7 protein-coding genes are annotated in these 13,008 nt (G+C 74.7%); 3 read left to right on the top strand and 4 right to left on the bottom strand.

The genetic code is table 11. The features are described from left to right. The first annotated feature begins 204 nt into the window (after window positions 1–204). From AC0NZQ_RS15815 to AC0NZQ_RS15805, 3 genes are all read left to right on the top strand, one after another. Window positions 205–2,922: a type 2 lanthipeptide synthetase LanM family protein gene (locus AC0NZQ_RS15815; protein ID WP_474530898.1), complete on the top strand. Its 2,718-nt coding sequence runs from the start codon at window positions 205–207 to the stop codon at window positions 2,920–2,922. After that, window positions 2,919–3,101, top strand: coding sequence for a hypothetical protein (locus AC0NZQ_RS15810; protein WP_474530897.1), 183 nt, complete (start codon window positions 2,919–2,921; stop codon window positions 3,099–3,101). The genes AC0NZQ_RS15815 and AC0NZQ_RS15810 overlap by 4 nt, the downstream gene beginning before the upstream one ends. A gap of 111 nt (window positions 3,102–3,212) precedes the next feature. Beyond that, complete coding sequence (locus AC0NZQ_RS15805) at window positions 3,213–6,110, top strand: helix-turn-helix transcriptional regulator (RefSeq protein ID WP_474530896.1); 2,898 nt, start codon at window positions 3,213–3,215, stop codon at window positions 6,108–6,110. 12 nt (window positions 6,111–6,122) lie between these two features. On the opposite strand, the gene AC0NZQ_RS15800 is transcribed toward AC0NZQ_RS15805, so the two are convergent. From AC0NZQ_RS15800 to lanKC, 4 genes are all read right to left on the bottom strand, one after another. Continuing rightward, on the bottom strand, window positions 6,123–8,150 hold the full coding sequence (locus AC0NZQ_RS15800) for a prolyl oligopeptidase family serine peptidase (protein ID WP_474530894.1): 2,028 nt from the start codon (window positions 8,148–8,150) through the stop codon (window positions 6,123–6,125). Then, window positions 8,147–9,430 carry an MFS transporter gene (locus AC0NZQ_RS15795; protein WP_474530892.1) on the bottom strand — a complete coding sequence of 428 codons (1,284 nt, stop codon included), beginning with the start codon at window positions 9,428–9,430 and terminating at the stop codon, window positions 8,147–8,149. Before AC0NZQ_RS15795 ends, AC0NZQ_RS15800 begins: the two co-directional genes overlap by 4 nt. 168 nt (window positions 9,431–9,598) lie before the next feature. Further along, window positions 9,599–9,736, bottom strand: a complete 138-nt coding sequence (locus AC0NZQ_RS15790; protein ID WP_474530890.1) for a hypothetical protein — start codon at window positions 9,734–9,736, stop codon at window positions 9,599–9,601. A gap of 546 nt (window positions 9,737–10,282) precedes the next feature. After that, complete coding sequence (gene lanKC, locus AC0NZQ_RS15785) at window positions 10,283–12,877, bottom strand: class III lanthionine synthetase LanKC (RefSeq protein WP_474530889.1); 2,595 nt, start codon at window positions 12,875–12,877, stop codon at window positions 10,283–10,285. Window positions 12,878–13,008: the final 131 nt, after the last annotated feature.

Raw genomic sequence — 13,008 nt, 5'->3', positions numbered from 1 at the left:
CGGGCTCCCCGCGGCACGCTGCGGGCCCGGTCGGACGGGGGCGACCACCGGAATCCGGGGCCGTGGCGGACACAGCAAGGGCACCGCCGCCGCACAGCGGCCCGGCATGGTGCGCTTCGCCGACGACCGTGGGAGACGGCTGCGACACGAATGTGGGGGCTGAGCACCCATGCCCGCCGGCGGCCGGGGGTGCAGCGTGTGGGCATGCGCGCGACGGGACTCGAGGAGCAGGCCGCCCGCCTGCCCGGAGCTTGGGCCCCGATCCTCGCCGACGCCCTCGCCGCCCCCCTCGCCGACGCCCTCGCCGCGGCGCCCGTCGCCGAGGACGTCACCGCGGTCTCCACCGACGAGATCACCGCGGTCTCCACCGACGACCTCACCGGCGACCCGGCCGCGGTCGACGCCGAGGCCGCCGACACCGACTGCCTCCTCCCGGCGCTGGTGCTGCTGCTCGACGCGGCCGAGCGGGCCGTCATCACCCGCACCGCCGGCCTCGACGAGGACATCGCGGCCGCGGCCCGCCGGGCGCTGCGCCGGAGCCTGGCCCGGCAGCTCACCCGGACCGCCGCCCGCACCCTGGTCTACGAGCTCCACGCCTCGGGTCTGGAGTTCGCCGCCTTCCTCGACCGGACCGCCACCCCGGCCGGCCTGCGCGCGCTGCTTACGTCCTACCCGGTGCTGGCCGAGCGGCTGGGCGCAGCCGCCGAGAACACCGTGGCCGCCCTCGCCGAGCTGGCCCAGCGGCTCCACGCCGACCGCGCCGCCCTCGGCGACCTGTTGCCCGCCGGCGACGAGCCGGGCGAGGCTGTGGACCTCACCGTGCTGGAGATCCGGCCCGGTTCGGGCGACGCGCACCGCGGCGGCCGGAGCGTGGCGATGGTCCGGCTCGCCGGTGGCACCGTGGTCTACAAGCCGCGCCCGCTCGAGGCCGCCGGCCGGGTCGCGGGCTTCTTCGCGCTGCTGGCCTCCCGCCGGCCTGATCTCGCGCTGCGCGCACCGCAGCCGCTGTGCCGCGACGGCTACGGCTGGGAGCGCTTCGTCGCCCCGGCGCCGTGCGACGACGACGCGGCGCTGGTCCGCTTCTACGTCCGTCACGGCGCGCTGCTCGCGCTCATGTACGTCCTCGACGCCACCGACCTGCACTGCCAGAACGTCATCGCCGACGGCGAGTTCCCCACCGTCATCGATGCCGAGACGCTCTTCCACCCCACGCTGGTGACCGACGAGGTGGCCGCCGACCCGGCCGCGGTCGACCATCGCGACTCGGTGCTGCGCACCGGACTGCTCCCACTGCTCGTCCGCGGCGAGCACGGCCTGCTCGACCTGTCGGCGCTCTGCGGGGGCCGGACGGCCCGCACGGTGGCCGATGTCGTGCGGTTCCGCGACGCCGGCACCTCCCGCATGCGCCTGGAGCGGACACGCGGCCAGCTGCCCGAGGCCGGCAACGTCGGCCGCGGCCGCGACGGCGCGCCGTGCGAGCCGGACGCCGCTCACCTGCGAGCGGTCGCGGCCGGGTTCCGCGCGGCCTACCTGGAGATCATGGCCTGCCGCGAGGAGCTGTCGGCCCTGGTCGCCGCCTGCGCACCGGACGAGGTGCGAGTCGTCCTGCGCCCCACGCAGCTGTACGCGACCCTGCTCGACGAGGTGACCCACCCCGAGCTGATGCGCGACCCAGTGCGCTACGCCGAGGCGCTGGCCGGCATCGGTGACGAGCACGACCACCCCGTGCTGCGTGCGCTCGCCGCCGCGGAGGCCGCGGACCTGCGGCGCGGCGACGTCCCGCTCTTCGCGGTGCGGGCCGGCGAGCTCGAGGTGCGGGGCAGCGAACCGGGCAGCACGCCGGCGCTGCTCCCGATCTCGGGCATCGACCGGGCGCGGCGCCGCCTGGCCGGCATCGACGCCGCTGACCTGCAGCGCCAGCTCTGGTACCTCGAGGCCAGCTTCGCCGGCCGCGGCGAGGCGATCGTCCACCAGGCGGTGCCGCGTCGCGGCCCGCATGCCGGGGCGCGCCCCATCGACCCGGAGCACCTGCTGTCGCAGGCGAGCGCCCTCGGCGACGAGCTGCTCTCCACCAGCCGCGGCGACGTCGGCGGCCGGGTGAACTGGGTCGGCGTGGAGCTCACCGACGGCCGCCACTGGGAGCTCCGTCCGATGGGAGCGGGGCTGGCCGACGGCTACACCGGCGTGGCGGTCTTCCTGGCCGACCTCGGCAACGCCACCGGCATCAGTCGGTATCACGACCACGCGCTGGCCGCCCTCACCCCGGTGGACGGGTTGCTGGACCGGCTGGAGGCCCGGCCGGAGCTGGCGCTCGCCGTCGGCGACGACCCGCTGACCGGGCTGGCGGGCATGCACACCGCCTTCGCCCACCTCGCCGACGCGATGGACCTCCCCGCCGCGGCGGCCTGGCGCGACCGCTGCGCCGAGCTGCGGCGCTCGCTGCCGCCCGTCGACCCGCCGTCGCCCGGACGCGACGCCACCTGGTGCCTCGGCGTACCGGCGCTGGTCACGGCCGGCAGCCGCGGCGCCGACGCAGCCCGGCTGCTGGCCCGCGTCCGGGCCGTCGGACCGCTGGAGCAGCACAGCCTGTGTCACGGCGAGCTCGGTGTCTTGGAGACGCTGCGGCTCAGCCGACTGGTCGGCGACGCCGGTCCCGACCCCGCCGCGGACCTGGATGCCGCCGTCGAGAGCCTGCGCCGCGCCCGGTTGGCGGCACTGCTCGGCGAGATCGTCGCCCGCGGCGTCCGCTGCGGGACCGGCACCGCCGTCCGCACCCCCGGCCTGCTGCACGGCCTGGCCGGTATCGGCCTGGGCCTGATCAACCAGGCGGCCGCCTGCACTCCCGGCGATGTCCGGGTTCCGTCGTTCGACCTGCTCCGCGCCACCCGGCCGGAGCGTCCCACCCCGAAGGAGAGCACGTGACCGACCACCGCTTCCCCCACGCCGGCCAGACCCCGCTGGACGACCGCGCCCTCGGCGCGATCGGCGAGCTCCGGCTGCCGTCCGCCTCGACCACCCCGGAGGCCGGCGACGTGCTGCGCGGACTCTCCACCACCGGCGGCGACCCGACCACCACGGTCACCAGCATCGTCAGCATCTGACCCGCATCTGACCCGCATCGAGCCCGCGGGCTCGGCGGCGCGCGGTCGACCGCCACGGCGATATCGGCCGGTGGACTTCTGCCGGACACGAGTGGTGGATAACGTACGGCGGTGCGTACCAGGTCGGCGACCCTCATCGGTCGCTCGTCCGAGACCAGACTGCTCCGTCAGGCGCTGACCCGCGCCCGTGACGGCAGCGGCGCCGTCGTCGTCGTCCGCGGCCCGGCCGGGGTCGGCAAGACCCGCCTCGTCACCGAACTGGCCGGCGAGGCGCTCGCCGACGGCATCCCGGTGCTCCGTGGCCGGGCCAGCGCCACCGGCATGGTGGCGCCGCTGCGGCCGTTCAGCGAGGCCCTCGCCGCCCTGCAGCGCCGCGGTGCGCTGCCGGGACCGGAGCTGCTCGCCGGCTATCACACCGTCCTCGGCCGGGTGCTCCCCGATCTCGCCGCGCCGGACACCACCCGGCTCCCGGAGTCGTCCATCGCCTTCGCCGAGGCGATGCTGCGGGTGCTGCTGCACACCGGCTCCGGCACCGGCTGCCTGCTGGTCCTGGAGGACGTCCACGAGGCCGACGACGAGACGCTGGCCGTGCTGGAGTACCTCGTCGACAACCTCACCGACGTGCCCGCCGCCGTCGTGGTCACGCTGCGCGACGGTGCCACGCCGGCGTCGGGCTTCGTGGACGGGTTGCAGCGCCGCAGCGCAGTCGAGACGGTCCGGCTGGCGCCGCTGACCCGCGGCGAGGCCGACGCGCTCGTCGCCTCCTGTCTCGGCGGGGACGACCGGCATCCGGTCGCCGACATTCCCCTCGAGGTCTCGGAGCTCGTCTGGAATGCCACGGCCGGCGACCCGCTGCAGGTCGAGGAGCTGCTCTTCGAGCTCATCGAATCCGGCCGGCTGCTGGTCGCCGACGGGCGGTGGCAGCTGGTCGGGGAGGCACCGCCCGGCGTCGCCGACGGCGCCGAACGATCGCTGCGGACCCGGCTGGACGGCCTCGACCCGGACGTGGTGAGGGTGCTGACCGCCGCGGCCCTGCTGGGTGAGACCTTCCCCGCCGAGCTGCTGCACCGCGCGACCGAGCTCGGCCAGCGCGACTTCTTCGAGCGGCTGCAGTCCGCAATCCGCGCCCAGCTGCTCGCCGCCGCCGACCGGCCGGACTGGTACGGCTTCGCCCACCCGGTGATCCGTGACGTCACGCTGCGCTGGTCACCGCCGGAGCTGCGCCGACGGCTCGCCCTGGACCTCGCCGACGCCGTCGTCGAGCTGCGACCGCGGCTGGCCGACGGCTGGCGCGAGGTCGCAGCCCAGCTCTACGTCACCGCGGGACGTGCGCGGCCGGCCATCGCGATGCTGCTCTCCGCGGCGCGGCGCGCCCTGGACCGCGGCGACCCCGCGCAGGCGGTGAGCCTGCTGGACCAGGTACTGGAGCACTCCGACTCCGACGACGCCGGGCTGGACGAGAGCACCGCCGTCACGGTGCACTCGCTGCTGGTCCACGCCCTCGTCGACGTCGGCCGGCTGGACCGGGCCCGCAGCCTGGTGACCGCGATCCGCGATCCGGCGGCGCGGGCCGAGGCGCACCTGGCGTTGGCCTGGGCCTGTCACCTGGCCGGACGGTCGGCGACGGCCCGCGACGAGCTGGCGGCGGCCCGGCTGGTGGGACCGGCCGACGACCACCGGGTGGCGAACCTCGATGCCGTCGAGGCCAACCTCGCCCTCGACGACAACGGCGTCGGACACCCCGCGCAGGCCGAAGAGCTGGCACGTCGTGCCGTCGCCCGGGCCGAGGAGGTCGCCGCACACGAGGCGGCCTGCCGTGCCTGGCATGCGGTGGCCCGGGTGACCCGGCTGCGGGATCTGGCGGAGTCCTCCCGGTCCTTCGAGCGACTGGTGGAGCTGGCGCGCCGGCACGGCCTGCGGGGATGGGTCGTCCTCGGCCTCATCGGCCTGGCCGGCAACGCCTGGCTGGGCGAGGGCGAGACCGCGGCGCTGGAGGTGGCCCGGCGCCAGGCCGACGCCGACGGCGCGGTGCAGCTGTCGCTGGCGGTCGCGGCCAACCTCGCGCTGGACGCGGTGCTGCGCGACGACCTCACCACGGCGGCCGACGCGCTGGCCGGGGTACTCGCCGAGAGCACCCGGTTGGGCAACCACGGCCTGGTCACCTACGCCACCACCGCCGAGGCCGTGCTGCACGCCCATGCCGGCCGTCGCGACGAGCTGACGGCCGCCCTGAACCGGATCGACGAGTCGAGGTCGCAGCCGGACACCGTCCGCCGGTTGGCCGACGGCATGGGGGTCGCCGTCCTGGACCTGCTGGAGTCCGACGACGCGCGGGCGCGGGCCACGCTCCGCGCCGTCGCCGCCGACGAGGAGGGGCAGCGGTCGCTCTTCCAGCTGACCGGCACCTCCGGACTGCTGCCGCTGCTCGACGCCGTGGCCGGCGAGCTGGAGCGCGAGACCGCCGAGGCCCTGCTGCGCGACACCTGCGGGCGGATGCGCTGGAACCGGCAGTTCGCCGAGCTGGCGCTGGCCGTCACCGCGGGCCGGGACGGCGACCTCACCGCCGCCGGCGCCGCGGCACGACGAGCCCGGCAGGCGGCCGAGCCCTACCCGCTGGCGCGTCACCTCGGCGCCCGGCTCGTCGCCGAACGGGCCGCCGCCGAGGGCTGGGGCGAGCCGGTGGCGTGGCTGCGCGAGGCCGAGTCGTGGTTCCACGAACGCCAGCTCGAGACGGCCGCGCGGGCCTGTCGCGCCATCCTGCGCCGCCTCGGCGCCCAGGTGGGACAGCGCCGCGAGGGCGCTGACGAGATCCCCGCCGAGGTCCGGCGACGCGGCGTCACCGTCCGCGAGTTCGAGGTGTACCGGCTGGTGCTCTCCAAGCACGGCAACAAGGCCATCGCCGAGCGGCTCCACATCTCACCCCGCACGGTCGAGAAGCACATCGCCAGCCTGCTGGCCAAGTACGGCGTCGACAGCCGGGACTCCCTCATCCTCGCCGGCGGCGAGTGAGCCGAAGCCGGCTCACCCGCGCAGCGTGAGTCCGGTGTGCTTGGCCAGGAAGGCGAGCAGCTCGCCGGCGAGACGTTCGGTGTCGGCGTTGAGGACGCTCACATGTCCGCTGCCGTCGACCACCTTGAGCACCACCGGGCCGCGGCCGTCGGCCTCCCGCTGCAGCCGCGCCACCATCTTGCGCGAGTGCAGTGGATCCACTCTGGTGTCGTTGCTGCCCACCGAGAAGAGCGCGGCCGGCCAGCGCAGGCCGCCGGCGGTGGCGTTGTGGTACGGCGAGAAGCTGAGCAGGACGTCGAGGGCGGCGGCATCCTCCGGGTCGCCGTACTCGGCGAGCCACGCCCGTCCCAGACCGAAGAGCGGGTAGCGGACCATGTCCAGCGGGGCCCCGACCGCCGCGACGGCGGCGTAGGCGCCGGGGCGCTGGGCCACCGCGCCGGCCACCATCATCCCGCCGTTGGAGCCGCCGAGCAGGGCGAGCTGGTCGCGCCGCGTCCAGCCGGAGTCCACCAGCCAGTCCCCCGCGGCGTGCAGATCGGCGAAGGCGGTGGGCTTGTGCCGCCCCGACCCGGCGCGATGCCAGGACCGGCCGCGGTCGCCGCCACCGCGGATGCCCGCGATCGCCATGCGTCCGCCGCAGAGGATCCACGCCAGGCTGTCGGGTTGGAAGCTCGGGTTGACGGTGATGCCGAAGCCGCCGTAACAGGTCAGCAGCAGCGGCGCGGGGGCGCTGACGTCGTCGTCGCTGCGGTGCAGCACGGTGACCGGGATCGGCGTGCCGTCCGGGGCCGGATAGGTGCCGCGGACGACGGTGATGTCCTGGCGGGGCACCACGGTGGCGTCCTGCGGCCGGCAGCGGCCGGTGCGGGCGTCGACGTGCCACAGCGAGAGCGGTGTGGTCCAGTCGGTGTAGGCGACGACGATGCTCTCCGGCTCCTCCCCGGCGCTGAGGGCGGCCACCGTCCCCTCCCCCGGCAGCTGCACCTGGCTCACCAGCGTGCCGTCGGCGGCCGCCACGATGTCGATCGAGCTGACGGCGTCGCGGGTGCAGAGCACCGCCAACAGGTCGTCGGGGACGAAGGTGATCGAGCGCAGCACCACCCCCGAATCGGTGGCGAGCAGCTCGCGCCACTGTCCGGCAGCGGCCGCGGTGGCGGTGTCGGCCACCTGGACGATCCCCTGCTCGCGCTGCTGGTCGGCTGTCCCACCGACGGGGCGGCGCTCGGCGACCTGCAACAGCCGGCCGGCGGTGTCGACGAGCATCGTGGCGCCGGAGGCACCGATGTCGATCGGGCCGTCGTCGGCGTGCAGATCGGTCAGCGTGCGGGAGCTCACCGGGCCGGTGCCGCGCCGGCGCGAGACGTCCAGCCAGCGGTCGTGCCAGAGCGAGAGGGCATAGCGCCCCATGGGGTCGTCGTCGCCGACGAGCAGCTCGTCGCTGGCGGGATCAGTGCCCACGCGGTGCTCGTAGACCCCGTGGCCGGTGCCGACGAGGTGGCGCCGGACGTAGAAGAAGCGCTCGTCGCCGCCACGCCACTCCACGGGCGCGTAGCGGCAGAGCTCGATCGTCTCCAGCACTGTCGAGGTGTCGACGTCCACGACGAGCAACGGGGTGGTCCGTTCCAGGCCGCGGACGACGACCTGCACGGCGAGCCGACGTCCCGAGGGTGAGGGGACCCAGCGGCTGACCATGCTGTGCTCCGGCAGCTGGGCGGCGCCGACGACCTCGCGCCACGGGCCGGGGGCGCCGTGGACGACCTCGCGCATCTCCACCGAGTACGAGGCGCCGCCGGCGACCCGGGCGACCCGGAAGCGGCGGTCGCCGGCCCGTTTGGGGGCCGAGGCCGGCGGTCGGGTGAGCAGCCCCCGCAGGGTGCGGACCACGGCGTCACGCCCCGGCAGCTCGCCGAGCACGGCGAGGCTGGCCTCGTGCTGCCGGGCGGACCACTCCTGCACACGCGGGTCGGTGGCGTCCTCGAGCCAGCGGTCCGGGTCGTCAGCCGTCGCCGGGGCGGGCGCGGGAAGGGAGAGGGCGGTCATGCCGGCTCGCTCACGAGATCGGGGCGCCGCGGCGCTGGGGCGGGACGGGTGACGGGCCGCGTCACCCGCAGGGTGAGCCGCAGCGCGGCCAGGGTGCTGGCGACGACGGCCGCGGTGATGGCGCCGCGCAGCCCGAGGACGCCGGCGGCCCAGCCGCCCAGCAGCATGCCGGAGAGCGAGGCCACGGTGCCCAGGAAGCTGAGCAGGGTCGTGACCCGGGCGAAGAAGGCGTCGCCGAGGTCGTCGCTGATGACCGAGACGAGCGCGAGGTTGCCGATCGCGCCGAAGAAGAGCGGCAGCGCCGTCCCGGCCGACAGCAGGACGAGGACGAGAGCCACCGGCCCGGCCGCGACGGCGAGGAAGACGCCGGCCGAGGTGGCGGCGAGCATGCAGACAGCCAGCGCTCGGCGCGGACCGCCGAGGCGGGGCAGCAGCCGCGCCGCCGCCAGCGCGCCCAGCGCACCCAGCAGCGTGCCGGCCACCGTCGGCACGGTGAAGAGCGCCGGCGGCAGTCCCAGCTCGTCGAGCAGGTAGTTGGCGCGCACTGCGGTCACGGCCGCCGAGCCGGCGCCGGAGACGACGAGGAAGAGGGTGAAGGCCCGCAGCGTCGGATGAGCGACGACCGCCCGCACGCCCTCGGCGAACTCCACGCGCAGCGAGCGCTGCCCGGCAGTCACTTCCCGGTGATCGGGTGCGCGCAGCAGCAGCAGGCACAGCGCGCTGAGCAGGTAGGTGAGGGTGTCGAGTACGAAGAGCAGGGCGGCGCCGACAGCGGCGACGACCGCGCCCGCGCAGGCGCCCGCGATCGAGCGGGAGGCCATCTCGCTGGCCTGTAACCGTCCCCGCGCCGCGGCGAGGTCGGGCAGCCCGAGGGTGCGCAGGTGGCTGAAGTAGAGCGAGTGGACCACGACCTGCGCGCACCCCAGGACGATCCCGAGAGCCGCCAGCCCGGCCGGGCCGAGCCGGTCGGTGGCCGCGGCCAGGAAGCAGAGCGCGGTGGCGGCCGCGGCGACGAGGTCGGTGACGACGAGCACGGCGCGGGGCCGGGTGACGCGATCGAGCAGGGTGCCGGCGACGGGACCGAAGAGCAGGGACGGCAGAAGGCCGGCGGAGAGGATCAGCGACACCTCGTGGGCGTCGGCGTGCAGGTGGGCGACCGCCACGATGGCCAGGGCGGCCGAGGTCATGGTGCTGCCGAACATCGACGCCGACTGCCCGACGAGGAAGAGCCGGAAGTCGCTGCGCCCGGCCGTGGCCGTGGGGGCCGTCTGGCTGGTCATCGCCAGGCCCGGCGGGACCGTCCCGGCAGGCAGCTGCCGGAGGCGACGCCGGCGCGGGCGCCGTCGTCGATGCTGTCGAGGATCAGGGCGTCGCGCTCGTGACGGAACGAGTTCATTCGAGCACCTCGAGAAGGGGGCGGGATGGTTCGGGCAGGTGGTGCGGGCGGGTCAGCCGAAGAAGGCGTCGCCGCAGGTGACCAGCGACAGCGCGCTCAGCGGCGCGTCGTCCCAGGCGTCGGGGTGGTAGGCACCCTGGTCAGCGGTGTCGTCGGGCTCCTCGAGGGCGAGGGCGAGGACGTCGTCCATGGCGGTCTCTCTCTTCTCTGGTGCAGGGTTCGTGCGGGGTTCGTGCCGGGTGGGGTGCGGCCGCGATGAGCGGCGGCGCACCCCACCCGGCGGGCACGTGCGGTGCGGTTCAGGCGCAGGCGGCGAGGCTCACGGTCGAGCCCAGCTCCTCGCCGGTCGAGGCGGCGTCCTCGTCGCCACCGGCGACCGAGAGCTTCAGGATGTTGGTCATGGGATTCACCTCCTCACGGGTGACATCACTGCGGACAAGCAGATTCGGTGTCGCTCAGGCGCAGGCAGCGAGGCTCACGGTCGAGCCCAGCTCCTGGCCCGCCGAGGCGGCGTCCTCGTCGCCACCGGCGACGGAGAGCTTCAGGATGTTGGTCATGGGATTCACCTCCTCACGGTGACGTCGAACGACAGGTCGGACAGGTGGCGGCTCAGGCGCAGGCGGCGAGGCTCACGGTCGAGCCCATCTCCTGGCCGGCCGAGGCGGCGTCCTCGTCGCCACCGGCGACCGAGAGCTTCAGGATGTTGGTCATGGAATTCACCTCCTCACGGTGACGATCAGTGACCGGATGCCCGGTCAGCAGCGGGGGCTGTGGCCGCGCCGACGAGTGCGCCCCGTGAGGGGCTCCGCGTGCCGGCGTCGAGCGTGAACAGCGGGTCGGGAACTTCGTGCAGCACCCGGTGCAGGGCCAGCGAGACACCTGCCGAGCCGCTCCACAGGTCGGCGCTGAACCGGTGACCCGGGTCGCCGAGCCAGCGGACGCCGGACTCGTGGGGCACTGCGTGTTGGAAGAGTGCGCGGGCCGCGTCGCGGGCCCGGTCGGTGAGCTCGGGCCGGCCGAGCAGGTCACCGAGGTCGGCGAGGACGGCGGCGAAGCCGGCCATCCCCTGGAAGAGTCCGGCGAAGACGGTGTGCCGGGTCCCGAGTGCGAGCAGGCAGCGCTCCAGCACGTCGGCCCACTCCGGGTCGGGACGGAGGCTGAGATAGCGGCCGAGGACGAGGGCGTACCCGGCGCTGCCGCAGAACAGGTAGGGCATCCGGCGGCCGTCACGGGCGCTCACCCGCATCCCGAGGGCACGGGGACCCAGCGGGGCGCCGTGCTCGTCGAGCTCGGCGCGCAACAGCCGCTCCACGTCGTCGAGCTGTCGTTCGTCACCGGTGGCCCGGCCGAGGTAGAGGCGGGCCAGGGCGATCCCGGCCCTGCCGGCGGCGAGACCGGCCGGGAGCTGGTCGGGCAGCGCCACCGCGAGCAGTCTGGCGGCGTGGTCGAGGTGGACCTCGTCGCCGGTGGCGCGATGCGCGGCGAGCCGGGCCAGCGCGACGCCGGCCCGCCCGGTGGCCCACGATGCCGACTCCGCCAGCAGCGGATCGTCGGTGGCGTGACGCAGCAGTTCGTCGGCGGCGTCGGTCTCGCCGAGGTCGCGCAGCACCAGCGCGATGCCGGCGTTGCCGCTCATCAGGCCGGGTGGGGTGACATCGCGCAGCCGCAACGAGTCGTCCCGCAACCGGGTCACCAGGGCCGGGTCTATCGGGTTGCCGGTGAGCCGGAGCGCGTGCAGCACGCCTGCGGTGCCGTGGGCAATGCAGCGCTGATTGGTCCGCAAGCCGGTGGATGAGGTACGGAACGGTCCCTGCAGGTCGGACAGCAGGACGTCGTCGGTGCGTCGCGCCAGTCGACGCAGTGACCCCACCGGGTCCCGGTCGACGCGAGCGGGCGAGATCGTGCCGGGGTTGCCGTCGGCCGGGTGATTGCGCACGACCCGCCGCCACAGCGCCTCCGGGACGTCGCCGCGACGGTCGAGCTCGGCCCGCAGGTGATCCAGCGCGTTGGGATTCCGCTCGGCCACCGGATGCAGCGGGAAGACGAGGAACTGGGCGATGGCCGAGAGCGCGTACTCGTCCACGCTCAGCGGTGGCACCGAGGCCCGGTACTCCGGTGAGGTGAGGATCTGCGGCGGGGCGAAGTTGGGGGTGAAGAGCAGCCGCAGCGGCTGGTCGGCCGGTTGGGTGGCCTCGAAGTCGATCAATCGCAGCGTGCCGTCGTCCTGCACGAGGACGTTGTCCGGCGAGAGGTCGACGAAGGCCAGCCCCAGCTCGTGCAGCCGGTCGAGCTGCTGCCGCAGCCTTTCGAGCAGCGATGCGCAATCGCCGAGATAGGCGGTGATCTCCTCGTGGGTCGCCTCCGGCGCGATCACCGGGGTGCGCTGGGTCATCCACTTGCGCAGGCTGACGCCGGGCACGAACTCGGTGACGAGGAAGTCGTGTTCCCAGGAGCGGAAGAGCTCGATCGGTTCGGGCGCCAAGCCGGGCGCCTCGACCTGCAGCCGCCGTAGCGTGGCGTGCTCGGTCGCGAGCCGCTGCTGCGAGTTCTCGCGGTGGGTGTAGCCGTTGTGGGCCCTCGCCTCCTTGACGAAGACCGTCCGGCCGTCCGGCGCGACCGCACGGTAGGCACCCCCACCGTTGGCGTGACGCAGCACCTGGACGAAGCGGTAACCGTTGATCAGCGGGTCGCCGTCCGGCTCGGTCATGTCGGTGGCGACGAACGGGTCGCTGAGCCCGTCGGGCAGGGCGAAGGCCGGCTGCCGGTCGTCGGGCAGCTCGCGGCCGTCCTCGGCCAGCATCACCCACCGGCTGGTGCCGTCGGCGCTGAGCCGGCGGTGCCCGCGGAAGGCGCCGTAGCGGTACGAGACGCAGCGGCTGTCACCGAAGCGCCGGTCGGTGAGGATGTAGGGCCCCTCGAAGCCGGTGAGGTCCCGCTCGAGATCGGTCATCAGCGCCCGCGCAGCGTCGACATCGGCCGGGTAGGCGGCGACGAACTTGCCGCTCTGCGCGCGGGAGGAGTGCTTGCCGTGCAGGAAGCCGTAGAAGCGGCTGCCCCGCAGGTGCTTGAAGATCACGCCGTGGGCGACGCAGCGCCGGGCGACGATGTCGAGCACCTCCTCGGCGTGCTCGAAGGCGGCCGAGACGTGGACCTTCCACCCCGTCTCGACGAGCTCGATGCCGGGTGCCGTCCATACCGTCCAGACACCCGATCGCTCGGCCGTCCAGGTCGTCGGCATGTCGGCCGGGGCGTAGACCGTGGCCGGGTCGGCGGTGTCGATGGGGGCGTAGAAGTCCCTATCGGCGATGGTGTCCGACAGATCGATCGCCATCTCCTCGCCCCTCTCGTCTCGTCTCGTCCGGCCCGTTCGTGCCGTGGCACAAGACTCTCGTCCCGCGGTCGCCGGGACCATCGGCCCGCGCGTCCTGCTGCGGACGCCGGCCGCGTCCGGATGCGGCCGCT

Source organism: Jatrophihabitans sp. sgz311053 (assembly GCF_056135305.1).
The sequence above is the reverse complement of the archived record's forward strand: the minus strand, read 5'-3'. Positions and strand labels throughout refer to the sequence as shown.